This window comes from Haloarcula litorea (assembly GCF_029338195.1).
Lineage (GTDB): Archaea > Halobacteriota > Halobacteria > Halobacteriales > Haloarculaceae > Haloarcula > Haloarcula litorea.
In genome coordinates, this window is sequence record NZ_CP119779.1 from 829,012 (window position 1) to 853,382 (window position 24,371).

General features: G+C 68.8%; 22 protein-coding genes. 8 read left to right on the plus strand and 14 right to left on the minus strand.

Annotated elements, in window-relative coordinates; translation table 11 throughout:
- Position 1: 1 nt before the first annotated feature.
- Positions 2-1,642, plus strand: coding sequence for a lysine--tRNA ligase (lysS, locus tag P0592_RS04360; RefSeq protein WP_276273049.1), 1,641 nt, complete (start codon positions 2-4; stop codon positions 1,640-1,642).
- A gap of 107 nt (positions 1,643-1,749) precedes the next feature.
- Here lysS and P0592_RS04365 read toward each other — a convergent pair whose 3' ends face one another.
- Complete coding sequence (locus tag P0592_RS04365) at positions 1,750-2,184, minus strand: hypothetical protein (RefSeq protein WP_276273050.1); 435 nt, start codon at positions 2,182-2,184, stop codon at positions 1,750-1,752.
- 231 nt (positions 2,185-2,415) lie between these two features.
- On the opposite strand from P0592_RS04365, the gene P0592_RS04370 reads away from it, so the two are divergent.
- On the plus strand, positions 2,416-4,185 hold the full coding sequence (locus tag P0592_RS04370; RefSeq protein WP_276273051.1) for a site-2 protease family protein: 1,770 nt from the start codon (positions 2,416-2,418) through the stop codon (positions 4,183-4,185).
- 40 nt (positions 4,186-4,225) lie between these two features.
- Entirely contained in the window at positions 4,226-5,962 is a 1,737-nt protein-coding gene (gene argS / locus P0592_RS04375; protein ID WP_276273052.1) for an arginine--tRNA ligase, read from the plus strand.
- Positions 5,963-5,974: 12 nt separating this feature from the next.
- On the opposite strand, the gene P0592_RS04380 is transcribed toward argS, so the two are convergent.
- Positions 5,975-6,799, minus strand: coding sequence for a MinD/ParA family ATP-binding protein (locus P0592_RS04380; RefSeq protein WP_276273053.1), 825 nt, complete (start codon positions 6,797-6,799; stop codon positions 5,975-5,977).
- Positions 6,800-7,082: 283 nt separating this feature from the next.
- Between P0592_RS04380 and prf1 the strand changes: the two genes are divergently transcribed.
- Positions 7,083-8,333 (plus strand): peptide chain release factor aRF-1, encoded by a 1,251-nt coding sequence (gene prf1, locus P0592_RS04385; RefSeq protein ID WP_276273054.1) that lies wholly within the window; start codon positions 7,083-7,085, stop codon positions 8,331-8,333.
- Between the two features lie 164 nt (positions 8,334-8,497).
- Here the strand turns inward: prf1 and P0592_RS04390 are convergent, their stop codons facing one another.
- The 11 genes from P0592_RS04390 to ahaH all read right to left on the minus strand — a co-directional run bounded on the left by P0592_RS04390 (position 8,498) and on the right by ahaH (position 18,912).
- Entirely contained in the window at positions 8,498-8,890 is a 393-nt protein-coding gene (locus tag P0592_RS04390) for a DUF6276 family protein (RefSeq protein WP_276273055.1), read from the minus strand.
- Positions 8,891-9,013: 123 nt separating this feature from the next.
- Complete coding sequence (locus P0592_RS04395; RefSeq protein ID WP_276273056.1) at positions 9,014-9,706, minus strand: V-type ATP synthase subunit D; 693 nt, start codon at positions 9,704-9,706, stop codon at positions 9,014-9,016.
- Between the two features lie 141 nt (positions 9,707-9,847).
- Entirely contained in the window at positions 9,848-10,600 is a 753-nt protein-coding gene (locus P0592_RS04400; protein ID WP_276273057.1) for a bacteriorhodopsin, read from the minus strand.
- 118 nt (positions 10,601-10,718) lie between these two features.
- Entirely contained in the window at positions 10,719-12,155 is a 1,437-nt protein-coding gene (locus tag P0592_RS04405; RefSeq protein ID WP_276273058.1) for an ATP synthase subunit B, read from the minus strand.
- The gene (locus P0592_RS04410; RefSeq protein WP_276273059.1) at positions 12,155-13,915 is read right to left on the minus strand and encodes an ATP synthase subunit A; all 1,761 of its coding nucleotides are present in this window, start codon (positions 13,913-13,915) and stop codon (positions 12,155-12,157) included. The genes P0592_RS04405 and P0592_RS04410 overlap by 1 nt, the downstream gene beginning before the upstream one ends.
- Positions 13,916-13,917: 2 nt before the next feature.
- On the minus strand, positions 13,918-14,241 hold the full coding sequence (locus P0592_RS04415) for a V-type ATP synthase subunit F (RefSeq protein WP_276273060.1): 324 nt from the start codon (positions 14,239-14,241) through the stop codon (positions 13,918-13,920).
- Positions 14,238-15,314: a V-type ATP synthase subunit C gene (locus tag P0592_RS04420; RefSeq protein WP_276273061.1), complete on the minus strand. Its 1,077-nt coding sequence runs from the start codon at positions 15,312-15,314 to the stop codon at positions 14,238-14,240. The genes P0592_RS04415 and P0592_RS04420 overlap by 4 nt, the downstream gene beginning before the upstream one ends.
- Positions 15,311-15,895 carry a V-type ATP synthase subunit E gene (locus tag P0592_RS04425; protein WP_276273062.1) on the minus strand — a complete coding sequence of 195 codons (585 nt, stop codon included), beginning with the start codon at positions 15,893-15,895 and terminating at the stop codon, positions 15,311-15,313. Before P0592_RS04425 ends, P0592_RS04420 begins: the two co-directional genes overlap by 4 nt.
- Positions 15,896-15,916: 21 nt before the next feature.
- Positions 15,917-16,174 (minus strand): F0F1 ATP synthase subunit C, encoded by a 258-nt coding sequence (locus P0592_RS04430; RefSeq protein ID WP_276273063.1) that lies wholly within the window; start codon positions 16,172-16,174, stop codon positions 15,917-15,919.
- A 202-nt stretch (positions 16,175-16,376) separates the two neighbouring features.
- Positions 16,377-18,593 carry a V-type ATP synthase subunit I gene (locus tag P0592_RS04435; RefSeq protein ID WP_276273064.1) on the minus strand — a complete coding sequence of 739 codons (2,217 nt, stop codon included), beginning with the start codon at positions 18,591-18,593 and terminating at the stop codon, positions 16,377-16,379.
- Positions 18,580-18,912 (minus strand): ATP synthase archaeal subunit H, encoded by a 333-nt coding sequence (gene ahaH / locus P0592_RS04440; protein WP_276273065.1) that lies wholly within the window; start codon positions 18,910-18,912, stop codon positions 18,580-18,582. Before ahaH ends, P0592_RS04435 begins: the two co-directional genes overlap by 14 nt.
- Before the next feature lie 126 nt (positions 18,913-19,038).
- Here ahaH and P0592_RS04445 point away from each other — a divergent pair, with 126 nt between their 5' ends.
- Complete coding sequence (locus P0592_RS04445) at positions 19,039-19,659, plus strand: methyltransferase domain-containing protein (protein ID WP_276273066.1); 621 nt, start codon at positions 19,039-19,041, stop codon at positions 19,657-19,659.
- A 194-nt stretch (positions 19,660-19,853) separates the two neighbouring features.
- Here P0592_RS04445 and P0592_RS04450 read toward each other — a convergent pair whose 3' ends face one another.
- A complete protein-coding gene (locus P0592_RS04450) occupies positions 19,854-21,086 on the minus strand; it encodes a DUF7096 domain-containing protein (RefSeq protein WP_276273067.1) in 1,233 nt (410 codons plus the stop codon).
- 154 nt (positions 21,087-21,240) lie between these two features.
- On the opposite strand from P0592_RS04450, the gene P0592_RS04455 reads away from it, so the two are divergent.
- The 3 genes from P0592_RS04455 (at position 21,241) to P0592_RS04465 (ending at position 24,182) form a co-directional block, all read left to right on the plus strand.
- A complete protein-coding gene (locus tag P0592_RS04455; RefSeq protein WP_276273068.1) occupies positions 21,241-22,368 on the plus strand; it encodes a helix-turn-helix transcriptional regulator in 1,128 nt (375 codons plus the stop codon).
- A 75-nt stretch (positions 22,369-22,443) separates the two neighbouring features.
- Complete coding sequence (locus tag P0592_RS04460; RefSeq protein WP_276273069.1) at positions 22,444-23,235, plus strand: electron transfer flavoprotein subunit beta/FixA family protein; 792 nt, start codon at positions 22,444-22,446, stop codon at positions 23,233-23,235.
- The gene (locus tag P0592_RS04465) at positions 23,232-24,182 is read left to right on the plus strand and encodes an electron transfer flavoprotein subunit alpha/FixB family protein (protein WP_276273070.1); all 951 of its coding nucleotides are present in this window, start codon (positions 23,232-23,234) and stop codon (positions 24,180-24,182) included. Before P0592_RS04460 ends, P0592_RS04465 begins: the two co-directional genes overlap by 4 nt.
- Positions 24,183-24,371: the final 189 nt, after the last annotated feature.

Genomic DNA, 24,371 nt, shown 5'->3' on the forward strand with positions numbered 1-24,371 from the left:
GATGGCCGAGGACCCCTACGAGGTCGGCCGCGAGGACGGGCGGGCGTTCTGGGCCGACGCCGTCGCCGACGCCGTCGAGGCCCGCGACCCCGACGACCCCATCGTCATCAAGGGCGGCGTCTCCCCCTCCGGCGTGCCCCACATCGGTCACTTCAACGAGATTATGCGGGGCTACTTCGTCGCCGAGGCGCTCCGGGATCGCGGCCACGAGGTCCGGCAGGTGTTCACCGCCGACGACAAGGACCGCCTGCGCAGCGTGCCCCGACAGCTCGCCGACCTCGACTGGAACGTCGTCGGCCTCGGCCAGGTCGACGCCGGGGCGCTCGGCCGGAACCTCGGCAAGCCCTACACCGACATCCCCGACCCCTTCGGCTGCTGTGACTCCTACGGGGCACACTTCACCACCCTGCTACAGCAGAGCGCCGAACTGGTCGGGGTCGACGTGGAGTTCGTCTCGAACACGGAGCTGTACGCCGACGGGGAGTTCGAGCCGATCACCCGCCGCGTGCTCGAACGCGCGGACCGCGCCCGCGAGGTGCTGGCGAAGTACCAGAACAAGGTCGACGACGACTACGTCCCGTTCGTCCCCCAGTGCGCCGAGTGTGGCCACCTCACCGAGGGCGTCGCCGAGGTCGACCTCGACGCCGGCGAGGTCCGATACGTCTGTTCGGACGTCGAGGCCGGCGACGACACCATCGAGGGCTGTGGCCACGAGGGCGTCGCCACCCTCCGGGACGGGAAGCTCCCCTGGCGCTTCGAGTGGGTCGCTCAGTGGGACCTACTCGGGGTCGACTTCGAGCCGTTCGGGAAGGACCACGCCGAGGGCTCCTGGCCCTCCGGCGAGGACGTCGCCGAGAACGTCCTGGACGTCGAGCCGCCGGTCCCGATGGTCTACGAGTGGTTCACGCTGGAGGGCGAACCCCTCTCCTCGTCGTCGGGCAACGTCGTCACCGTCGACGAGGTGCTCGAAGTCCTCGAACCCGAGGTGTTCCGGTACTTCTTCACGAAGAACCCGCGCAAGCAGCGGGACTTCTCCGTCGAACGGCTCGACCAGCTCGTCGACGAGTTCGACCGCTTCGAGCGGGTGTACTTCGGCGAGACCGAACCCCGCGACGAGGACGAGAAGGCCCTGGTCGAGCGGGCCTACCCGATGGTCGTCGACGAGGTCCGGGAAGACCGGGTCCGCATCCCCTACACGTTCGCCGCCGTGCTGGGGATGACCGACGACCCCGCCCTCCGGGAGGAGATCGCCCGCAAGGAGGGGCACATCCCCGACGACGCCCCCGAGTGGGCCGTCGAGGACGCGCTGGCCCGGGTCGAGCGCGCCCGGGCCTGGGCACGCCGGACCGGCAACGAGTTCGACTACGAGCTCAAGCGGGCCGAGATCCCGGAGACGGACTTCGACGCCGCCACCGAGGCGGCGCTGGACGACCTCGCGGACTTCGTGGCCGAGGGCCACGACGGCGAGGCGATCCAGGGCGAGATCTACGAGACCGCCAAGCGCCACGACCTCGACATCGGCGAGTTCTTCGCGGCCGGCTACCGGCTGCTGTTCGACGACACCGAGGGGCCACAGCTGGGCCCGTTCGTCGCGAAACTCGACCGCGACTTCGTCGTGAAGCGGCTGCGCCGGGAGGCGTGAGCGGGCCGGCTGTGTCGGTCGCCGTCCGGTTCGGGATCGACCGCTCGTGAGGCCGCCGGTCGGTGTGCGTACCGACCGCTGACGATCCCGCAGTAGTGCCCGGAGAGCTACGCGCCGCTTCGGGCCGCGAGCGGGACGAGACGGCGGCCCCGGCGAACGACGACCCCGGCCGCGAACGCGACGACGCCGAGCGACAGCGCTACGGGCAGCCACATCGCCCACGCGCCCTGTCCCGCGAACGAAAGCGGGAGGGTGACCGGAGTGGGTCGTCCGAGCGAGAGCCACCAGAAGTACGTCAGCCGTGCCACCACGGGACCCGAGACCAGCGCCACACTGACCACGAGCCCGCTGTTGTCGTACGCCCACCAACTCGCCAGCCCGAACCCGACGATCACGAGGCCCGGCTCGACGACCGCACCAGCGGCAACCGGGAGAAACGAAACGACCAACACGAGCAGAGAGAGTCCCACCGCGACGAGCACCCCCTGCAACGACCGGTCCAGGTCGGCCCCGAGTGCGGCGGCCCGGAGGTCGGTTCCCATACCCGACCATCGTTCTCGGCGTGGCATATGTCTTGTTCCGGGACCGCCGAGACGGGGATCGCCCGTCTCGGGCAGTCGGCGAGAGCGAGACCGGTCACGGGGAGTGAGGCGAGCCCCCGTCGACGTGCGCCGGGGTACCCAGGCGGGCGCGCTCGAAGAGCGACCGAAGGAGGGGCGACGAGAGAGGGCGAACCCGAACCCTCTTGCTTTGCTGGCCCCACGGTCCGACAAATGGTGAGTACGCTCACGTGGGTTCTCGCCGGCCTCGTCGCCTACACGCTCGCGGCGATGGCGCTCAAGGCCCGCGGCGTGGTCCCCGACTACATCCGGTTCAGCGGTCCCATCACGACCATCCACACCCAGCGTGGGAAGGTCCTCCTCGACCGGCTGGCCCGCCCGAGGCGGTTCTGGCGGGCGTGGGGGAACCTCGGTGTCGGCGTCGCGCTCGTCGTGATGGTCGGCTCGTTCCTCCTCTTCGTGTTGGGCGCACAGCAGGCGATCGTCAACCCCCAGCCGACCGCGCTGAACGAACCGCGGAACGCGCTGGCGATCCCCGGCGTCAACGACTTCCTCCCGCTGTCGGTCGCCCCAGAGATCCTGCTGGGGCTCCTGCTCGGACTGGTCGTTCACGAGGGGGGCCACGGCCTGTTCTGCCGGGTCGAGGACGTCGGCATCGAGTCGATGGGCGTGGCGCTGCTGACCGTGCTCCCCGTCGGGGCGTTCGTCGAGCCCGACGAGGACGAACTGCTCCGCTCGGACCGGGGCACGCAGATCCGGATGTACGCCGCCGGCGTCACGAACAACTTCGCGCTGGCGATCGTCGCGCTGGTCCTCCTCTTCGGCCCGGTCGCCGGCTCCATCGCCGTCGTCGACGGCTTCCCGGTCGGCGGAACCCTCCCCGGGACGCCCGCCGCCGAGGCCGGCATCGGCTCCGGCGACGTCATCACGGCCGTCGACGGCCGGCAGGTGTCGGACCCGGCGGAGCTCCGGGAGGTGCTGTCGTCGACGGACGCACAGCGCGTCGAGGTCACGCGCCGGGACGCCGAGGCGGTGACCGTCCAGCGCGAGGTGGTCGTCAGCAGCGCCGTCGCCAGCGCCCCGCTGACGGGCGGCGACACGATCGTCAGCGTCAACGGGACGAACGTCTCGACGAGCGACGCGTTCGTCCGGGCCGCCGCCCGGCACCCGGTCGCCGAGCTGGCGACCGAGGACGGGCGGACGGTGACGATGCCGACGGGCGGGTACGTCCTCGTGGCCGAGGACGGCCCCCTCGACGACGCCGGGGCCCCGGCCGGTGAGGGCGTCGTCGTCACGGCCGTCGACGGCCGGCGGACGGTCAACGGCACGGCGCTGGCCGCCGTCCTGGCCGACACCGACCCCGAGCGGACGGTGCCCGTCGTCGCCTACGTCGACGGGCAGCGACAGGTCTACGACGTCGACGTCGCCACCAACGAGCGGACCGGCGGCGCGCTGCTGGGCGTGACCCTCGAGCCGGGCGTCAGCGGCATCGAGGTCAACGACTTCGGCATCGACGCCTACCCGGCCGCGACGTTCCTGAGCGTCATCGGCGGCGACTCCGGCGGCGCGGAGACGCCCGACCTGGGCTTCGCCCGCCGGATCTACTTCACGTTCCTCCTGCCGGTCATCGGCGCGGCCCCGGGGACCGGCTTCGCGTACAACTTCCCCGGGTTCACGAGCTTCTGGACGAACTTCTACACCGTCGAGGGGCCCCTGGGCGCGCTCGGGAAGACGCCGGTGTTCCTGCTGGCGAACGCGCTGTTCTGGACCGGGTGGATCAACATCGTCGTCGGGCAGTTCAACTGCGTGCCGACGTTCCCGCTGGACGGCGGGCACATCCTCCGGGCGACGACGGAGTCGGTCGTCTCCCGGCTCCCGGTGCCCGACCGCCGACAGGTGACCACGGCCGTCACCGTCGCCGTCACGCTCTCGATGGTGGCGAGTCTGTTCCTGATGGTGTTCGGCCAGCGGCTGCTGGCGTAGGTTCGTTACCCTCTTACTGCCCGCCGCGAGAGGTGACGGTATGTTCCTGCAGCTCCGCGCGGAGGTCGAGGACGCGCTCGCCGCCGCGCTCGCGGACCTGGACCTCCCGACCGACGACCTCGGCATCGAGGAGCCGCCCGCCGACGTCGACGCCGTGCTGGCCTCCTCGGCGGCGTTCCGGCTGGCCGGCGAGGTGGGCGCGCCGCCGCCGGAGGTCGCCGCCGATGTCGCCGACGCCGTCGACGCCGACGACCTCACCTACGTCAGCGCGGTCGAGACCCAGGGGCCGTACGTGAACTTCCTGCCCAGCGACGCCTACTTCGCGGAGACGCTCGACGCCGCCGGCGACGACGACTACGGTCGCCTGCCGGCCCGCGAGGAGCGCGTCGTCGTCGAACACACCTCGGCGAACCCGACCGGGCCGGTCCACGTCGGCCGGGCGCGCAACCCCATCATCGGCGACGCCGTCGCCCGCGTGCTGGACTACGCCGGCTACGACGTCGACCGCCACTACTACGTCAACGACGCCGGCCGACAGATCGCGGTGTTCACGTGGGCCTACGAGACCTTCGACGAGAGCGACCTGCCCGAACCCGAGCGCGACGCCCCGGAGTACGAGATGGTCCGCTACTACCGCAAGGGCAACACGTTCCTCGAGGAGGCCGACCCCGACCGCGTCGAGACCGCCGAGGCCGAGATCCAGGCCATCCTCCAGGGCCTAGAGGAGGGCGACGAGGAGACCTACGAGCGGGTCGCCGAGGTCGTCGACACCGTGCTGGGCGGGATGGTCGGGACCCTCGAACGGCTCCCCGCGGAGTTCGACGAGTTCGTCAAGGAGACGCGGTTCATGCGGGACGGGTCGACCGACGCCCTCGTCGACCGGCTCAAGCAGCTGGACTGTGCCGTCTACGAGGACGACGCCTGGCAGCTGGACCTTCCGGACTTCGAGAAGAACCTCGTCTTCCTCCGGTCGGACGGGACCTCGCTGTACACGACGCGGGACCTCGCCCACCACGAGTGGAAGTTCGACAACTACGACCGCGCGGTGACGGTCCTGGGCGAGGACCACAAGCTCCAGGCCGACCAGCTCTCGGCGGCCCTGGAGTTGCTGGGCAACGACACCGACGACCTCCGGCAGGTGTTCTACTCGTGGGTGAACCTCCCCGAGGGCGGGATGAGCACCCGCGAGGGGACCGGCATCGACCTCGACGACCTGCTCGACGAGGCCGTCGACCGGGCCCGCGCGGAGGTCGAGGCCCGGCTGGACGATCGGTCGCGGGGCGACCTCGACGAGGCGGACGTCGAGCGAATCGCCCACCAGGTCGGTATCGGCGCGGTCCGCTACGACGTCGTCTCGAAACAGCCGACGAAGGGGATCACCTTCGAGTGGGACCGGGCGCTGGACTTCGAGGCGCAGTCGGCCCCCTACGTCCAGTACGTCCACGCGCGGTGCTGTGGGATCCTGAGCGAGGCCGACGACGCGGAGCTGGCGGCCGACTTCGACGCCCTCGACGAACCCGAGGAGCGGGACCTCCTGCGCGTCCTGGCGCGGTTCCCCGCGGTGATCGACGAGGCCGCCGCCGACCTGGAGCCCCACACGGTCGCGACGTACACCCGCGACCTGGCGGAGACGTTCAACGCCTTCTACCGGGAGTGCCCGGTGCTAGACGCCGACGACGGGACGCGGGCCGCGCGGCTGGCGCTGGTCGCTGCCACCAGACACACGGTCGCGAACGCCCTGGACGCCGTCGGGGTCGCCGCGCCGGACTCGATGTGAGCGGCCCCGCCGTCAGTTGAACAGGCCGAACATCCCGCCGGAGGACTCCTCGTCGTCCTCGTCCGCTCCGGCGGCCGCCTCCTCGTCCTCGACGAACCAGCTCTCCTCGACGATGGTGTCGACGTCCTCGGCCACGGTCTCGCCCTGGAAGAACACGCCCTCCAGGGCCTCGGTCAGCCGCCGGTAGGCGTCGGCCGCGGGGCTCTCGGCGTGGTTGAGCACCAGCGGCTCGTGCCGGGTCGCCTGCGTGTCGTCGGGGACGACCGCGAGCAGCGGGAACTCGAACCGCTCGGCGATCCCGGCGACGTCGGTGTGGCGCGTGACGCGGTTGATGAGCGCGCCGATCACCTCGCCGTCGATCTTCTCGGCCAGCTGTGCGGTCTTGACCGTGTCGCCGACGGCCACCTCGTCCGGCGTGGTCACGAGGACGATGCCGTCGGCCAGCCCCAGCGGCACCGCCACCTCGTGGCTCAGGCCCGCGCCGGTGTCGATGAGCACCACGTCGTAGGCGTTGCGCAGCGTCTTGATGACCTTCCGGAGCTTGGCGGGGTCGGCGTCGGCGAAGGCCTCCAGCGACTGCTCGCCGGGGATGACCGTCAGCCCGCCGGCGGCGTCGGTCAGCGCCTCGCTGACGGCGGCGTCGCCTGCGAGGATCTCGTGGAGGCTCTTCTCGGGCTCGACTTCCAGCATCGCCCCGAGGTTCGCCATCCCGAGGTCGGCGTCGACGACGGCGACGTCGTACCCCATCTCCTCGAGGCCCGCGCCGAGATTGACCGCTGTCGTCGTCTTCCCGACGCCGCCCTTGCCGCCCGCGATGGTGCACACGTACCCCGCCATTCTTTGACTGTCTGACCCCAAGACTGGGAGTCACATAAAGCCGCCTGTCACCTCTCCCCGGGCGGCCCGCCGGGCCTCGCACCGGCGGTTCCGGTCCCGGCCCCCGCCTCGGCCGTCTCGGGACGCCCGTCTCTCGGCGCTCGACGAACCGCGGACGGCTCCCCCCAGTCTCACTCCTCGCTGCTCGCGGCTCGTTCCTCCCCGCTCGACCGTACGGCGGCGCTCCCTTCGGTCGCGCCGCCCTGTCAACAGGTTCTTACACAGCCTCGGCCAACACGAGGTAATGAGTGAGCAGGAACAGGAGCAGTCGGACAAACAGAAATACGAGTTCCGGAAGGTCATCGAGGAACTCAAGGACTACCGGGGATCAGGAACACAGCTCGTCTCCATCTACGTCCCCGAGGACAAGCAGCTGAGCGACGTCGTCGCCCACGTCACTCAGGAACACTCCGAGGCCTCCAACATCAAGTCCAAGGACACCCGGACGGCCGTCCAGGACGCGCTGACCTCGATCAAGGACCGGCTCCGGTACTACGACACCGCCCCGGAGAACGGGATGGTGCTGTTCTCCGGTGCCATCGACCAGGGCGGCGGCCGGACCGACATGGTGACGAAGGTCCTGGAGGGGCCGCCCGATCCCATCCAGTCGTTCCGCTACCACTGTGACTCGGAGTTCCTCACCGAGCCGCTGGAGGAGATGCTGGCCGACAAGGGGCTGTTCGGCCTCATCGTGCTCGACCGGCGGGAGGCCAACGTCGGCTGGCTGAAGGGCAAACGCGTCGAACCCGTCAAGTCCGCGTCCTCGCTGGTCCCGGGCAAGCAGCGCAAGGGTGGCCAGTCCGCACAGCGGTTCGCCCGCCTGCGGCTGGAGGCCATCGACAACTTCTACCAGGAGGTCGCGGGGATGGCAAACGACCTGTTCGTGCCCGAGCGCCACGAGCTCGACGGCGTCCTCGTCGGCGGCCCGTCGCCGACGAAAGACGAGTTCCTCGACGGCGACTACCTCCACCACGAGCTCCAGGACATGGTGCTCGGGAAGTTCGACGTGGCCTACACCGACGAGTCGGGCCTGTACGACCTCGTCGACGCCTCGCAGGACGTCCTCGACGAGTACGAGATGCTCCAGGACAAGCAGGTGATGGAGGACTTCTTCAAGGAGCTCCACGACGGCGACCTGGCGACCTACGGGTTCGACCAGACCCGACAGAACCTCAACATGGGGGCCGTCGAACAGCTGCTCATCTCCGAGGACCTCCGGAAAGACGTCGTCACCTACACCTGCGAGAACGGCCACGACGAGTACGAGCTGATCGACAGCTCGGCGGCGACCGACGATCACGACTGCAGCCGGTGTTCGGCGACCGTCGACGCCGACGACGCCGAGCGCGAGGACGCCATCGACCACCTGATGGAGCTGGCCGAGCAACGGGGGACGGAGACGGTGTTCATCTCGACGGACTTCGAGAAGGGCGAGCAGTTGCTCACCGCCTTCGGCGGCGTCGCGGGCCTGCTCCGGTACTCGACCGGCGTCTAAGCGGTCGGTTCGGTGCCGTCGCTCCGGGGTGTCGAAGTGGGAGTGGGAAGTGGGGACGGGGGTCGACAGCACGTCGTCGGCCCGAGTGTGTGATGCACACCTGGCCGCGTACTACCGTAGCCGCGTCGGGGGTATAGTCTCTGCACCTAACCACATAGGTCCGGTCAGAGCAGCTGTTCGAGCTGCCGGCGGCGGGCCGCGAGGTCGACGTGGGCGTCGTCGCCGTAGCTGTCGGCGAGCCGGTCGACGACGAGCAGCGGGTCGGTGCCCGCTCGCTCGACCCGTTCGAGGAGGGCGGTGATCTCGGCGCGGTGGAGCGCGAGCGAGTCGAGCAGTCCCACCAGCAGGACCATCGGGACCGCCGCCGCGTCGTCGGCCGGCATCGCGTCGTCGACGGCCGTCAGGTCGGGCGGCGACGCCGGCGGGTCCTCGGTCGGCCGCATCGCCAGGCAGGCTCGGCAGACGGTGACGGCGGGCGCGTCGCCCGGGAGGTACTCGCGAAGGTCGGACGGGACGGGGACGGCGACGGTGTCGCCCCCGCAGGCTGGACAGGACATACCGACGCGAGCACGCGCAGAGAGAAAGAACCGTGGGTCCGCACACGGACTGTCGTCGATCGTCTCCGGACCGCGCCGACCTCGGGATCGGCGCGCCCCGGTACGTCGCTACGACAACCCGTGTCAGTCGTCGGCGGCGACCGGCTCGACTTCTTCCTCCTCGTCCTCGTCGAGGGTCGGGTCGTCCTCTTCGGCCTCCTTCTTGGCCTTGATCTTCTTCATCCGGAAGATCTCCTCGCGCTCCTGCTCCTCGAGTTTCTGCTCGATGTACTCCTTGTTGTCGTAGAGGTCGGGCAGGAGCTTGAACTCCAGGGCGTTGACGCGGCGCTTGGTCGTCTCGATCTCGTCGAGCATCTTCTTCATCGCCGTCTCGACCTCGGCCGCGAGGATGATGTTCTCCAGCAGCTCCTCGTATGCGTCGGCCGCCTCGTCGATGCGCGCGGAGGTGCCCATCACGCCGTAGCCGCGCTCGTCCAGGGACTTCTGGACCTTGCTGGACTCGATCTGCGGGACGACGACGCCCATGATGTTCTTCGACTGGGTTGTGAGCTCGGGGTGCTCCTTCAGCGCGGAGGCCGCGCCCCGGACCGCCACGTCGCCCTCCATCGCCCGCGCCATGTCGATGGCCTGCTGTGCGCGTTCGTAGGAGTCGTCGAGGTCCTCGCGGACGTCCTGTGCCTGGTCCAGGATGTCCATAAACTCCATGATGAGGCCGTCACGCTTCTTCTCCAGCGTGTCGTGCCCGCGCTCGGAGAGCTCGATGCGGTCCTCGATCTGCATCAAGTTCTTCCGAGTGGGTTTGACGTCCTTCGCCATTACCGGGCCGTTTCGGGCCGAGGCAGTTAACCGTTTTCAGTCACCCTGACCGCGACAGCCGTCGCTGACGGAGCCTGTGCCGAAAAAACGGGGCTGCACGTCGCGTGGGTCGGCACCCGACCCACTCGGTTCCCGCTCGCGTCAGTCGTCGGCCGGCGTCGCGCCGGTCGTCGTCTCCGCAGCGCCGTCGAGCACGCTGTGGCTCTGCAGGAGGATGAACCCGAAGCCGACCTTCGCGACCAGGTCGATGACCATGAACCCGGCCGTCTCGATGCCGATGCTGACGAGGCCGATCCCCTCGGTCCCGACGAGCCACCAGACCGGGTAGATCAACCAGACCACGGTCACGAGGTTGCGCAACGTCTTGAACGTGCTCTGGGTGTCGCTCGGCAAGTCGCTGACGCGGCCGGACAGCGAGCTGAACAGGAAGTACAGCAGCACCAGCAGGAACGCGGTGCTGATGCCCCACCAGACGAGGCGGGTCGCACCGACCGAGAGGACGGTGTTCCCGGCCGACAGCGTCGCGACGACGCCGGTGCCGATCATCAGCACGTCGAGGCTGACGAGCGTCGCGATGGTGTTGCGGTCCGCACCGGCCAGCAGGCCGAGGTCGTACAGCAACAGCGGCGTCGTGAACAGCCAGTCGGTGTACCGGGCCCAGTAGATCGGGGCCTCGGGATCGTTGGGGAGCTCGACCAACGTCAGGCCGAACCCGAGCGCCATCGCGAGGTAGTTCACGAACGCGATGGCGGTGATCAGTATGGTCGCGATGTAGAACTTCTGCCGCCGTTCGTCGGTCTCGCCCCATCCCCGGCCGATGAAGTACAGCATGCCGAGGAACATCCCTGCTGTGCCGAGCCAAAGCCAAATCGATTCGCTTCCTGGTTGTGGCATAGTACATTCTCAGTTTAGGCTGCACAAGTAAAGTTTACACTACCCAAACGATTGGGTATCGGCCGGCAAATATCGCGCGGATCCGAGCGAGGTGCCGATCGCGTCCGGGACGCGTCGGCTACGCTTCGGCCTCGACGGCCTCGTCCTCGGCGCTCTCCGCGGTCTCGTCCTCGCGGTAGTGCTCCTCGATGAGGTCCTCGTCGATGCGGTTCAGGGCGTCCTTGGGCAGCATCGACAGGAGGTCCCAGCCCAGCTCCAGCGTCTCGTCGATGTCCCGGTCGGTGTCGAAGCCCTGGTCGACGAACTCGTCCTCGAAGCGGTCGGCGAAGTCCAGGTACTTGTTGTCCAGTTCCGACAGGGCCTCGCGGCCGACGATGTTCACGAGGTCGCGCAGGTCCTCACCCTCCGCGTAGGCGGCGAAGATCTGGTCTTTCACGTCGGCGTGGTCGGCGCGGGTCAGGCCCTCGCCGATGCCGTCGTCCATCAGCCGCGACAGGCTCGGCAGGACGTTGATCGGCGGCTCGACGCCCTGGCTGTTGAGGTCGCGGTCGATGTAGATCTGCCCCTCGGTGATGTACCCCGTCAGGTCCGGGATGGGGTGGGTGTCGTCGTCGCCCGGCATCGTGAGGATCGGGATCTGGGTGACGGAGCCCTCGCGACCGTCGATCCGGCCGGCCCGCTCGTAGAGCTGGGCGAGGTCGGTGTACATGTAGCCGGGGTAGCCACGGCGACCCGGGACCTCCTCGCGTGCGGCACCGATCTCGCGCAGCGCCTCGCAGTAGTTGGTCATGTCCGTCAGGATGACCAGGACGTGGTACCCCTTGTCGAAGGCGAGGTACTCCGCCGTGGTCAGCGCCAGTCGCGGCGTGATGGTCCGCTCGACGGCCGGGTCGTCGGCGAGGTTCATGAAGACGACGCTGCGTTCGAGCGCGCCGGTGCGCTCGAAGTCGTCCATGAACTCGTTTGCCTCCTCGGCCGTGATCCCCATCGCGCCGAAGATGACGGCGAACTCCGAGCCCTCGTCGTCGTCGCCCTCCTCTTCCTCCGGGACGGAGGCCTGCCGGGCGATCTGGAGGGCCAGGTCGTTGTGGGGCAGCCCCGACGCCGAGAAGATGGGGAGCTTCTGCCCGCGGACGAGCGTGTTCATCCCGTCGATGGCCGAGACCCCCGTCTGGATGAACTCCTCGGGGTACTCCCGGGAGTAGGGGTTGATCGCCGCCCCGACGATGTCGCGGCGCTCGTCCGGGACGATCTCCGGCCCGCCGTCGATGGGCTGGCCGGTCCCGTCCATAACCCGCCCGAGGAGGTCCTCGGTGACGGGCATCTTCATCGTCTCGTCCTCGAAGCGGACCGAGGCCTCGCGGTCGATGCCCTCGGTCCCCTCGAAGACCTGGATCGCGACGTAGTCGCTGGCCGACTCCAGCACCTGGCCGCGGCGAATCTCGCCGTCGCTGGTCTCGATCTCGACGATCTCGTCGTAGCCGACGGGTTCGTCGGTCTCGACGAACACCAGCGGACCGCTGATCTCCGTGATGGTCTGGTATTCCTTGGTCATTAGTACTTCTCCCGGAGCTGGGACGTGATGTCCTCCTCCAGTTCGTCGATGTACTCGTTGTAGTCCTCCTGGACGCCGATGCGGTTCAGCCGGGGTGCCGCGTCGATGTCGGTGATCTCCTCGACGGGGACGCCGGCCTCGAGTGCCTCGAAGGCCTCGTCGTTGTACGTCTGGATGGCGTCCATGATGCGGTACGTCTTCTCGGGCTCACAGTACGTGTCCACGTCGTGGAAGGCGTTCTGCTGGAGCCACGCCTCGCGCAGGTAGCGGGCGATCTCCAGCGTGAGCTGCTGGTCTTCCGGCAGCGCGTCCTTCCCGACGAGCTGGACGATCTCCTGGAGCTCGGCCTCCTCGTCGAGCGTGTCGATGGCCCACTGGCGGGTCTCGGGCCAGTCCTCGCGGACGTTGTCGACGAACCACGGGTCCAGCTGGTCCCGGTACAGCGAGTAGGACTCGTTCCAGTTGATCGACGGGAAGTGCCGCCGTTCCGCGAGGTCCGCGTCCAGCGCCCAGAACGTCTTGACGATCCGCAGCGTGTTCTGGGTGACCGGCTCCGAGAAGTCCCCGCCGGGCGGGGAGACCGCGCCGATGACCGACACGGAGCCCTCCGTGTCGTTGATGTTCTGGAAGTAGCCGGCCCGCTCGTAGAACTCGCTGAGGCGGGCGGCCAGGTACGCGGGGTACCCCTCCTCGCCGGGCATCTCCTCCAGCCGCGAGGAGATCTCCCGCATCGCCTCGGCCCACCGCGAGGTGGAGTCGGCCATCAGCGCCACGTCGTACCCCATGTCGCGGAAGTACTCCGCGATGGTGATTCCCGTGTACACGCAGGACTCGCGTGCCGCGACGGGCATGTTCGACGTGTTGGCGATGAGGCAGGTCCGGTCCATCAGCGCGTTGCCGGTGGTCGGGTCCTCCAGCTCGGGGAAGTCCTCGATCACCTCGGTCATCTCGTTGCCGCGCTCGCCACAGCCGACGTAGACGACGATGTCCGCGTCGGCCCACTTGGCGAGCTGGTGCTGGGTGACCGTCTTCCCGGAGCCGAAGGGACCCGGAATCGCGGCCGTCCCGCCCTTCGCGATGGGGAACAGGCCGTCCAGCACGCGCTGGCCCGAGATGAGCGGCTCGGTCGGCGTCTCCTTGTCGACCGTCGGCCGCTGCTCGCGGACCGGCCACTGCTGGCGCATCTGGATCTCCTCGCCGTTGTCCAGCTCGACGACCGTCTCCTCGACGGTGTAGTTGCCGGACTCGGTCGAGATCACTTCGCCGCCCTCGTAGTCGGGCGGGACCATCACCTTGTGTTCGATGCTGGGCGTCTCGGGGACGGTCCCGACGATGTCGCCGGGCTCGACCTCGTCGCCGGCCTCGACGGTCGGCTCGAACTCCCAGGTCTTCTCCAGGTCGATGCCCGGCGCGTCGACCCCGCGGTCGAGGTACGCCGAGCCCATCTTCTCCTCCAGGACGTCGAGCGGGCGCTGGACGCCGTCGTAGATGGCGTCGAGCATCCCCGGTCCGAGGTCGACCGACAGCGGCGCACCGGTCCCCTCGACGGGTTCGCCCGGCGAGACGCCGGAGGTCTCCTCGTACACCTGGATGGTGGTGATGTTGCCTTCGATCTCGATGACCTCGCCCATCAGCCCTTCCTGCCCGACGTAGACCACGTCGTTCATCCGGGCGTCGAGGTCTCGCGCCGTTACGACCGGTCCCGAGACGCTTTCGATGATGCCGTCCTCTCGGACGTCGGATTCTGTTGCTTGACTCATAGTTAGTCTTCGTCCATCAGGTCGATCCCGATGGCTCGCTTGATCTGCTCGCGTAGGTTCCCGCTGCCGGTGCCGCCGCCGAGCGTCACCAGCACGGGCTCGACGCTCGTCTCCGCATCCTGTCGGACGCCACGAGAGAGATGCGACAGGTCGTCGTCGTGCATCACGACGATGCCGACGTCGTCGTCGGTGAGCATCTCCTCGACGGCGTCGTCGAGCTGCTCGTCTTTCTGGTCCTGTGGGACGTCCGCGAACTTGCGGACGCCCGCCAGTCGAAAGCCCGTGGTGAACTCCGGGCTCCCGACCACGCCGATCTCCTGGCTCATAGTATCACCAGCTCCTGTTCGATCTCGTCTGGTCCGAGTCCCGCCTCGCGGCCGCGCGCGATGGCGCGGATGTTGTCCACCTCGCGCTCCTTGGCGAGGATGTAGGAGAACACCGGACAGACCGACAGCGGGTAGCGGTTCGACAGCTTGTCCGCGTACTCCAGCAGCGCCGCGTCGAGCGCGCGCTCGAACTCGATGAGGTTGTCGGCCTCGGCCAGCGCGTCCAGTGCCGCGTCGAGGTCGTCCGCGTACGTGCTCTCGCGGACTCGCGAGACGAGTCCCTCGACGTTCGTGGCCAGCTGTGCGAGGCTGTCCTCGTCGAACAGCTTCCCGCCCTCGATGTAGTACTCCGAGGGGTCGAGGTCCGCGCCGCTGCGGGCCAGCCGGAGCGCGTTCCGGAGGTTCCGGAAGTCGACCTCCGCCGTGAGGAACTCGACGTAGAGTCCGGTCGGGCTGTCGATCTCGGGGTTGTCCGGGAGCCCCTCCAGCAGCGTCTCGTAGAACGCGCGGTCGACGGCGTTCTCCAGCGGGACGAGCGTCTCGGTCTCCTCGTAGACCTCGTAGGCCGCCGCCAGCCCCTCGCCGAAGATGGTGTCGTCGAGCAGCTCGACGACGTCCTCGACGCTGCCGGCGTTCAGCAGCGCCTCGATGCGCCGGTCCTCGAACTCGCCGGCGCGGATGAGGTCGTCCTCGACGTCCGAGGAGTCGACGCCGGAGTAGAGGCCGCGGAGGACCGTCTTGACGTTCCAGGCGTCGAACTTCCGGAGGTAGCGGGCGACGTAGTCGTACAGTCGGCCCTCGGACCAGTCCAGCAGGTCGTCGAAGTGCTTCGCGAGGTTGCGGTTGAGCGCGTACTCGATGAGGTCGACGCCGGAGTGGCGCGCGCCGAGGGCGTTCATCTCGGTCTCGTACTCCGTGTCCTCCATGAAGCGGGCGATCTCGCCCGTCCCCATCCGGACCAGCTTCCGGTAGTCGTCGTCGTCGAACAGCGACGAGCGACGGGACCGAACCCGAGCGATGACGTACTCGTAGTTGCTTCCTTGGCCGCTCTGTGCCGTCGTTGGCCCGCTCATTGGTCGTCGAACAGTCGGTCGCTGATTTCCTTCAGGTTGTCTTCCCAGACCTGTTCGAGGACCGAGTCGAACGTGTTGTTCACGCGGACCCGGGCACCCTCGCTCTCGACCACCACGCCGCCGAGGCAGTCGTACTCGCCGGCGAACGTCGCGTCGTCGTAGTCGGTGAGGATGTCCTCGATGAGGCCCTCGTCGGCGGCGCGACCGCGGACCTGCAGGCTGGCACCGTCGTCGAACTCCGCGACGGCACCCTCCAGCAGTTCGCGGGTCAGCTCCTCGCGGCGGTCGCCCTCGAGGTCGGCGATGGCCTGCTCGGCCTCCTCGCGGACCTCTTCGAGGACGTCCCGCCGGGCGTTGAGCCGGGCCTGCTTGGCCTCGAGCTTCGCGGAGGAGAGTCGCTGTTCGCGCTCCCGCTCGATCTCCCGCTCGACCTCGGCCTGTCGCTCCTCGCGGATCTCCTCGGCGTCGGCCTCGGCCTCGGCGACGATCTCCTCGGCTCGCTCGTCGGCGTCGTCCCGAATCTCCTCTGCACGCGCGCGGGCCTCGTCTCGGATGTCCTCTACGACTGTATCAAGGCTCATTATTGGAAAAGGGGGGAGTGTTTAGACGACGAAGACGACGACCAGCGCCAGGATGACGAGTGTCTCCGGCAGGACCGTGAGGATGAGGCCACGGCCGAACATACTGTCGTCCTCGGCGATAGCGCCGACGGCGGCGGCACCGATCCCACGCTCGGCGTACCCGGAGCCGAGGGCGGCGAGCCCGACGGCCAGGGCGGCCGCCGCGGAGGCGGGGATGGCGGGTGCGGCGCTACCTTCCTGCAGTACAGCGTTGACAACGAGTGCGATGTTCTCGATCATATTGAAGTCCTCTCTGGGGTTGCTCGTGTCCGAACAGGCGTATGTGACCCCACGGAGTTCATAAAGCTTCCCAAAAGCGTTCGTCAGCGTCCTGTTCCGCCCGTTTAGCCCCTCTCGTACCGACGAGTGGTACGCGGTGACAGTCCACTGATCGCGGCCCACAGGAAGGGATTCCCGGCAGACGAACGGACGGGACCGACGATCAGTCGTCGGTGGTGTAGTTCCGCTCGTAGCCGAACGGGTTGTAGGCCTTGCCGCCGCCCTCGAAGAACTTCCCGAAGAACTCGACGTACTCAAGACGCACGCCCTGCAGGCCCGCACTGGTGACCCCCAGCACGAGGACGAGGACGTGCCCGAGGACCAGCACCAGCAGGCCGCCGACGACCCCGGCGATGCCGGAGTGCATCAGTCCGGGGAACATAACGGCCTCCTGCCCGTACTCGGCGATGGCCCACTCGGGACCGTGGCCGATGAGGAAGTGGAACTCGCCGTCGTGCGTGTACGCCCCGAAGAACAGGAGGTTGACCACGAAGGCCATCCCCGCCTTCGCCAGCAGCACGGCCGCGAGCCGGGTGTACGACAGCACGTTCACCAAAACGTTCAGGAACTCCACGACCTCGATGATGTCGGCGAGTCCGAGCAGGACGAGCCCGGCGAAGAACGGGAGCAGCCACGCCGAGAACGGCGCGCCGATGACCGGGATCTCGAAGAGGTTGAACGCGGGTACGCCGGCGAAGCCCCAGGCGTAGGGGTTCCCGGCGAAGACACCCTCCTCGGCGGTGTAGAGGAAGTTCGGTGCGGCTCCGTTCGCGCCGGAGAACACCCAGCCCCACAGGCCGAAGAGCATCAGGAGCCACGACCCGCTCTCGGTGATCGCGTCCCAGAGCCCGTGGCCGAGGTTCTCGACGAAGTCGAAGATCCAGCCGGCCGCGAGGTGGACCATCCCGGCCAGCAGGCTGAGCGTCAGCCACGCCAGCGCGTAGTTCGCGTAGGTGGGCTGGAGCCCCTTGTGCATCGGCGGCTTGCCGTTGAACAGCACCTCGCCGACGGTGTGCAGTCCGAAGATCTCGCCGTAGAGGATCCCGAACAGCGCGGTGAACCCACCGGCCCACATCGCGACGCCGCCGAGGCTCTTCAGCACGTCGCTGTCGACGCCGGTGTAGAGTCCGTAGCCGGCCAGGAAGTAGAGGATACCGTACCCGAGATCGCCGATCATGAACCCGTAGAACGCCGGGAAGGTGAGGAAGAACGCGACCGTCGGGTCGAACTCGCCGTACTTCGGGCGGTTGACGACCTCGACGAGGTCCTCGAACGGCTTGACTCCGCGGGGGTTGTCCTGGATGACCGGCGGGTCGTCGGCGCTCATCGTGACGACGCCGCCGTCGGCGACGGCCTCCTGGGAGTCGTCGGCCTCGGTGTCGCCGACGGTGACGTCGCCGGTGTCGTGGTCCTGCGCCCCGGAGTCGATCTCCTCGCGGGAGTGGACGTGGCCCTCGTCGTCGTACTCCGCGACTTCGGTCCGGTCGATGTCGATCGCCGCCCCGACGGCCTCGGTGACGGTCTCCTTGAACTCGGTGTACCTGTCGTTGGGGATCCAGCCCTCGGCGACGAAGGCGTTGGCCGTCGTCGCGAACGAGAGGGGAGCCTCGGCCTTCTGGACCTCGATCGCCAGCTGCTCCTCGGCGGCCAGCAGGAACTCGTCGTAGTCCAGCCGGAGGTCGTCGAGCTCGTCCTCGACGGTGTCGAGCTTCGACTCCAGCTGCTGTTTCTCGTGGCGCAGCTCCTCGAGGTACTCCGTCGGCTCGCCCTCGCCGTCGGGGACTTCGAGCGCGGAGAAGTCCGCGCCGACCAGCGCGTCCTGGAGGTCACTCTCGTCGGCCCGGGCGAAGACGGCGACGACGCCGTCCTCGCTGAACACCTCGAAGGGGGCCAGGTCGGCATCGACGACGGCGTCTCGGACGTCGCCGGCGTCGCCCTCGCCGACCGCGACCGAGAGCGTGTCGTAGTCGCGCAGGAGGTCGAGGTCGATGCCCAGCGTCACGAACGGCTCCATCGTGTCGATGCGCTCCTCGACGTCTCGGAGCTCCGCCTCCAGCTCGTTGCGACGGTCCTCGAGCTCGGTGACCTCCCGGCGGATCTCCTCGAGCTTGCCGTCGAGCGCGTCGTCGGGGACGAGCTGCGAGGAGCCGGCGTCGTCCTCGTCGACGCCCAGGATGGACTGCAGCGACCGGACGGTGACGAGCTTGTCGGCGGCCTCGTCGGCACCCTCGACCGGGTCGCCCGGCTCGAACCCGTCCCACGAGCCGTCGTACTCGGTGACGTGGAGCATGTCGAGGCCGTGGACGGCCTCGATGGTGTCGTCCATCACGCGCTTCGACCCCGTCACCGAGACGCGGCACATCTTCTCAGGTCTGAGCATGTACCGCCTCCTCGAACAGGTCGACGACGTGGTCGACCACCTCGTCGCGGTTGCCGGCGGCCTGCTCCTCGAGTTCCGCGCGGGCCGCCTCCCCCTCCTCGATGAGCTCCTCGCGCTCGGCCTCGATCTCCTCGCGTTCCTCGTCGAGGCGCTCCTGTGCGGCCGCGTCGGCCTCCTCGCGGGCCTGCTCGCGGATCTCGTCGGCCCGCTCACGGGCCTCCGCGATGCGCTCCTCGCGGTCTTCCTCGGCCTCGGCGACGATCTCCTCGGCCTCCCGCTCGGCCTCTTTGATCTCCCTGAGAACGTCTTCCTGTGGCATTTGCTAATCGTGTCTCCCTTGCCTCACGGCCTATTTGGTAGTTGCGAAACTCGCGCGCACACGAGCGGGGCCCGGCGTTGTCGGGAATCCGGGGAATTATCACCGCGAACGCCCAACGAACGGGTAATGGGAGTCCTCGAGAACAAGTCCCGCGCCCGGACGTTCTACAAGTACCTCTCGAAGGTGTACGACCAGGTCAACCCGTTCATCTGGGACGAGCGGATGCGCGACGAGGCCATCGGGATGCTGGACCTCGACCCCGACGACGCGGTGGTCGACATCGGCTGTGGCACCGGCTTCGCCACCGAGGGACTGCTGGAACACGTCGACACCGTCTACGGCCTCGACCAGAGCCAACACCAGCTCTCGAAGGCCTACCAGAAGTTCGGGAAACACGGCGACGTCCGGTTCCACCTCGGCGACGCCGAGCGGCTCCCCTTCAAGGACGACACCTTCGACGTGGTGTGGTCGTCGGGCTCCATCGAGTACTGGCCCAACCCCGTCGACGCCCTCGAGGAGTGCCGCCGCATCGCCAAGCCCGGCGGTCGGGTCCTCATCGTCGGCCCGGACTACCCGAACTCCAGCGTGTTCCAGAAGCTCGCCGACGCCATCATGCTGTTCTACGACGAGGCGGAGGCCGACCGGATGTTCCGCGAGGCCGGGTTCACGGAGTTCGAACACCACATCCAGCAGTCGCGGCCGGGGAGTCCGCGGGCGATCACGACCGTCGCCGACGTTCCCGAGTGAGGCGGCTCCGAACGCAGTGAGGAGCGGCTTTTTCGCCCACGTTTTTCGAGGAGTGGTCGCCGCGGGCGACCCGACGACGAAAAAGGTGGTCCGGCAGTCGCGGCCGGGGAGTCCGCGGGCGATCACGACCGTCGCCGACGTTCCCGAGTGAGACGGGACCGAGCGGAGCCAGCGGAGGGGTCTGCCTCGGAGGTTTATGCGTCGATGGGGACCGAGACGTCGGCCCCGCCGCTGGTGACGTTGACCGTCGCCGGCCCGCGGGGTTCGACGATCCAGAGCGCGCCGTCGGAGCCGGTCCGGCCCACCTGGCGGCCGTCGACGGCGACGCGGGCGTCGACGGCCTGTCCGGTGCCGTTGTCAGACACCGTCACCCGCATCGGACCGGTCTGGTAGGACCGTTGGACGACGACCCGGAGGCCGTCGTTGACGACCGGATCGCCGGTGGTGGTCCTGACCGTCGCGAGGTCGTGGTGCTGGAGTTCGTAGAAGACGTTCGTCGTCCCGCCGTCGAGGTACGCCGTGAGACGGCCACCGGGATAGTCGGCCGACAGCCGGTAGATCCCCGAGGTCCCGTAGGTGAAGAAGCTCGGTCGCTGGCGGTCGTAGAGCCAGTCGTACAGCGTCGAGGCACGCTCGTCGGCGACGTCGAGCCGACTGGTGCCGGGGTCGCCCTCGGCGGCCGCGGCGAACTCGTCGGGCAGACTGGGCGCGCGCTCGTCGCCGAGGCGCGTCTCCCGGACGTACTGGCCGTCGTCGATGACGGCCACCGTGTAGCCGGTCTCGGAGGCCTCGACGTACGCGACGTCGGGCTCGTCGGCACCCCCGAGCGTCGACGCGAGTCGGTCGCCGACCGGCCCGTACAGGACCCTGACGTTCCCCTGCACGTTGTCGAGTCGGGTCCCCATCCCGTCGGTCATACTGTAGTCGGGCGCGATCCGGACGGTCCGCTCGATCGCGGAGAGGTAGCCGGACAGCGCCCGGGCCTCGGTGTCGACCAGCGCCCGGGTCCGGAGGAGGTCCGAGGCCGTCGTCTCGCCGGCGGCGTAGCGTTCGAGCGCCCGCTGCTGGCTGCGGTCCAGCTCGGCCTCCCTGGTCTCGATGGCGGACAGCGTCGAGCGGAGGAGCTGTCGGCGCTGAGCCTCGGACTCCAGCCGGCGGAACTCGGTCGTGAACGCGGCGGCCTCGTGTTGCTGGTGGAGATCGCGGGAGCCGACGGCGACGGCGGCACCGACGTCGATCCCGCTGTCGTTGTACTCGGCCGCCCGGACCTGGTCACCGGGGATCGCGAGGTGGTTGGTCGTGTTCGAGATCTCCGCGATCCTGGGTGCCGGCCCGGACGCTGTCGTCGTGGTCGCCCAGCCAGCGGCGGGCGTGGCCGTCGCACCGACCAACAGGAGTGCGACGAGGAGGGCAAAGCGGGGGCGCATCGTTACTCGGTAGACCACCGCGGTACAAAAATCCCCCTATTGTCGTGAAACGAACGGACGAGCGAGAGGTGCTTAGACGTTTCAAAACGTAATCTGACGTTTCACCGTCGGATAGAAAGGGTTTTCCCGTCGGCAGGACGACAACCGCGTGGTTATGTCCCCGCGGCTCTCCACCGCCCTCTTCGCACTCCTGGTCGCGGCGTTGCTGGTGCCCGCCGCCGGCGGCGCGGTCACCACCAGCGCGTCCGACGTGGGCGTCGCCCAACAGGAGACCCCGACACCCGTCACCGAGAACACCACCTTCTACCTCCAGCTGGAGCCCAACGGGGACGCACGGTGGACCATCACCGACACGTACGCGCTCGAGGACGCCAACGACACGGACGCCTTCGAGCAACTCGGTCAGCGGTTCGAGGACGGCGAGACCGACGCCGGGTGGGAGCGGGCCTTCCGGCAGGCAAACCGGGCCGCGGTGGAGGCCACCGGGCGCGAGATGAACATCACGGGCGTCGAACGTGACTACGTCGTCGGGGAGCGGCGCGGCCAGCTCGTCCTGACGTTCACCTGGACGAACTTCGCGACGGTCGAGGGGGACCGACTGGTCGTCGACGACGCGTTCAACACGAGCGACGGCACGTGGTTCGACGGCCTCACCGCCGACCAGCGCCTGGTGATCTCGGCACCGGCCGGCTACGGCGTCCAGAACTCGCCGCCACAGACGGCCGTCGTCGACGGTGAGTTGCGGTTCGAGGGTCCGCGGGAGTTCGACCCCACGTTCCTGGAGATCGTCTACACCGGCGACCAGGAGCGCACGACCTCGCCGGCGACGGAGACGCCCGACGGGGAGGGACTGCTCGGTTCGCTCCCGCCGTGGCTCGGCGGGGCGCTGGTCCTCGTCGGCCTCGGGGGGGTCGTCTGGTACCTCCAGCGACACAGCGACGCGGACCTGCCGTCGCCGGCCGCGACCGACGACGGGGACGGCGACGACGGCGACGGTCCCGACGACGACGAGCCGACGCCCGCCGCCGAGGGCGCGAACGGCGACACCGAGGCGGTGGACGTGGAGCTGCTGAGCGACGAGGAGCGGGTCGAGCGCCTCCTCGAGGAGAACGGCGGGCGGATGAAGCAGGCCCGCATCGTCAAGGAGACCGGCTGGTCCAACGCCAAGGTGTCGCAGCTGCTCTCATCGATGGACGAGGCCGACCGGATCGACAAGCTCCGCATCGGCCGCGAGAACCTCATCTCGTTCCCCGACGAGGACGTGGCCGACATCGACGAGTAGCTCCCCTGCCACAACACCGATGGTGTTGTTTTCGGTTCGGAAACGTTTATTCGCCGGCCGGACCGACACCGAGGTATGAAAGTCCTTGTCACGGTGAAGGAGGTGGCCGCCGTCGACGACGAGTTCGAGATCGACGGGCTGACCATCGACGACCGCTACGTCACCGCCGACCTCAACGAGTGGGACGAGTACGCCGTCGAGGCGGCCGTCCAGATACGGGAGGCCGGCGACGACGTGGAGGTCGTCGGCGTGACGATCGGCGACGCCGACACCGAGGAGACGATCCGGCAGGCGCTGGCGAAGGGGGTCGACCGGGCGGTCCGCGTGTGGGACGACGCGCTCGCCGACGCGGGGCTGCTGGACCCCGAGACGAAGGCCCGGGTCCTGGCGGCCGTCGCGGCGGAGGAGGACCCCGACCTCGTCCTGACGGGCGTGCAGTCGGCCGACGACGGGTTCGGCGCGACGGGGGTGACGCTGGCCGAGAAGCTCGGGTTCGAGTGGGCCGCGGTCGTCAACGACCTCGACCTCGACCGGGACGCCGGCGTCGCACACGTCCACCGTGAACTGGAGGGCGGCGTCGAGGAGCTGACCGACGTGGAGCTGCCGGCGGTCCTGACAATCCAGACGGGGATCAACGAGCCGCGCTACGCCAGCCTGCGGGGCATCCGGCAGGCCCAGAGCAAGGAACTGACCGAGTACACGCTGGCGGACCTCGGTCTGGACGCCGGGGACGTCGACAGCCCGCTGGAACAGACCTCGCTGTACGAGCCCGAGAGCGAGGGCGACGCCACCGTCTTCGAGGGCAGCGCCGAGGAGACGGCGGCCGAGCTTGCCGGCGTTCTCCGTGACAGGGGGGTGGGTCAATGACGGTCTTGACCGTCGCCGAGCACCGGCGGGGCGAGCTCCGGGACGTGAGTCGGGAACTGCTGACCGCCGGCCGGCAGGTGGCCGACGCGACCGGGGGCGAGTTGCACGCGGCGGTCGTCGGCGGCGACGTCAAGGCCTTCGCCGACGACCTGAACCGCGATGGCGTCGACCGGATCCACACCGTCGACGACGGCGCGGAGTTCAACCACGACGTGTACACGCAGGTCGTCACGCAGCTGGCCGAGGCCGTCGACCCCGACCTGCTGCTCCTGCCCAACAGCGTCAACGGGCTAGACTACGCGCCGGCCGTGGCGAGCCGGCTCGACCGGCCGCTCGTGACCGACGCCGTCGGCCTCTCGATGGGCGAGGAGCCGACCGTCACCCGCGAGCTGTACGGCTCGAAGGTCGAGACGACCATCGACGTCCACGCGGAGCGGGCGGTCGTCACGGTCCGGCCCGCCGAGTGGCCCGCCGCCGAGGGGACCGGGGACGCGACCGTCGAGCCCTTCGACGCCGAGATCGACGAGTCGGCGGTCCGCTCGACGGTCACCGGCTTCGAGGAGGTCGGCGGCGGCGAGGTCGACATCACCGACGCCGACGTGCTCGTCTCCGTCGGCCGGGGCATCGAAGAGGAGGAGAACCTCGACCTCATCTTCGACCTCGCGGACGCGCTGGACGCCACGGTGTCGGCCTCCCGCCCGATCATCGACAACGGCTGGCTGGAGAAGGACCGGCAGGTCGGGCAGAGCGGGAAGGTCGTCACCCCGGACGTCTACATCGCCATCGGCATCTCCGGCGCGGTCCAGCACGTCGCCGGGATGAAGGGGGCAGACACCATCGTCGCCATCAACACCGACCCGAACGCCCCCATCTTCGACATCGCCGACTACGGCATCCACGACGACCTGTTCGAGGTCGTCCCGGCGCTCATCGAGGAGTTCCGGTAGCGCCGGGCCGTCGTCTTCGCTCTCTTCTGCCTACCCTCGGTACGGCTACCCGGACGGGTCGCTGTCTGTCGCGACCGTCGAGACCGCGTGCGATCCCGGACCGTCGTCGCGTCCACCGCTCGTCGGTGACGGCTGGTCCGCTCACCGACCGCACTCGCGCACGCCAGCGCGCCGTGTGACAAGGTACTT

What these genes read in the sequence shown, in the direction of transcription:
- P0592_RS04380 (WP_276273053.1), bottom strand. Translation starts at nt 6,799, where the DNA reads ATGGCGGGGTACGTGTGCACCATCGCGGGCGGCAAGGGCGGCGTCGGG.
- P0592_RS04365 (WP_276273050.1), bottom strand. Translation starts at nt 2,184, where the DNA reads ATGGGAACCGACCTCCGGGCCGCCGCACTCGGGGCCGACCTGGACCGG.
- P0592_RS04445 (WP_276273066.1), top strand. Translation starts at nt 19,039, where the DNA reads ATGGGAGTCCTCGAGAACAAGTCCCGCGCCCGGACGTTCTACAAGTAC.
- P0592_RS04430 (WP_276273063.1), bottom strand. Translation starts at nt 16,174, where the DNA reads ATGATCGAGAACATCGCACTCGTTGTCAACGCTGTACTGCAGGAAGGT.
- P0592_RS04460 (WP_276273069.1), top strand. Translation starts at nt 22,444, where the DNA reads ATGAAAGTCCTTGTCACGGTGAAGGAGGTGGCCGCCGTCGACGACGAG.
- prf1 (WP_276273054.1), top strand. Translation starts at nt 7,083, where the DNA reads ATGAGTGAGCAGGAACAGGAGCAGTCGGACAAACAGAAATACGAGTTC.
- P0592_RS04465 (WP_276273070.1), top strand. Translation starts at nt 23,232, where the DNA reads ATGACGGTCTTGACCGTCGCCGAGCACCGGCGGGGCGAGCTCCGGGAC.
- P0592_RS04395 (WP_276273056.1), bottom strand. Translation starts at nt 9,706, where the DNA reads ATGGCGAAGGACGTCAAACCCACTCGGAAGAACTTGATGCAGATCGAG.
- P0592_RS04400 (WP_276273057.1), bottom strand. Translation starts at nt 10,600, where the DNA reads ATGCCACAACCAGGAAGCGAATCGATTTGGCTTTGGCTCGGCACAGCA.
- lysS (WP_276273049.1), top strand. Translation starts at nt 2, where the DNA reads ATGGCCGAGGACCCCTACGAGGTCGGCCGCGAGGACGGGCGGGCGTTC.
- argS (WP_276273052.1), top strand. Translation starts at nt 4,226, where the DNA reads ATGTTCCTGCAGCTCCGCGCGGAGGTCGAGGACGCGCTCGCCGCCGCG.
- P0592_RS04435 (WP_276273064.1), bottom strand. Translation starts at nt 18,593, where the DNA reads ATGCTCAGACCTGAGAAGATGTGCCGCGTCTCGGTGACGGGGTCGAAG.
- P0592_RS04390 (WP_276273055.1), bottom strand. Translation starts at nt 8,890, where the DNA reads ATGTCCTGTCCAGCCTGCGGGGGCGACACCGTCGCCGTCCCCGTCCCG.
- P0592_RS04420 (WP_276273061.1), bottom strand. Translation starts at nt 15,314, where the DNA reads ATGAGCGGGCCAACGACGGCACAGAGCGGCCAAGGAAGCAACTACGAG.
- P0592_RS04425 (WP_276273062.1), bottom strand. Translation starts at nt 15,895, where the DNA reads ATGAGCCTTGATACAGTCGTAGAGGACATCCGAGACGAGGCCCGCGCG.
- P0592_RS04455 (WP_276273068.1), top strand. Translation starts at nt 21,241, where the DNA reads ATGTCCCCGCGGCTCTCCACCGCCCTCTTCGCACTCCTGGTCGCGGCG.
- P0592_RS04415 (WP_276273060.1), bottom strand. Translation starts at nt 14,241, where the DNA reads ATGAGCCAGGAGATCGGCGTGGTCGGGAGCCCGGAGTTCACCACGGGC.
- P0592_RS04450 (WP_276273067.1), bottom strand. Translation starts at nt 21,086, where the DNA reads ATGCGCCCCCGCTTTGCCCTCCTCGTCGCACTCCTGTTGGTCGGTGCG.
- P0592_RS04410 (WP_276273059.1), bottom strand. Translation starts at nt 13,915, where the DNA reads ATGAGTCAAGCAACAGAATCCGACGTCCGAGAGGACGGCATCATCGAA.
- P0592_RS04370 (WP_276273051.1), top strand. Translation starts at nt 2,416, where the DNA reads ATGGTGAGTACGCTCACGTGGGTTCTCGCCGGCCTCGTCGCCTACACG.
- P0592_RS04405 (WP_276273058.1), bottom strand. Translation starts at nt 12,155, where the DNA reads ATGACCAAGGAATACCAGACCATCACGGAGATCAGCGGTCCGCTGGTG.
- ahaH (WP_276273065.1), bottom strand. Translation starts at nt 18,912, where the DNA reads ATGCCACAGGAAGACGTTCTCAGGGAGATCAAAGAGGCCGAGCGGGAG.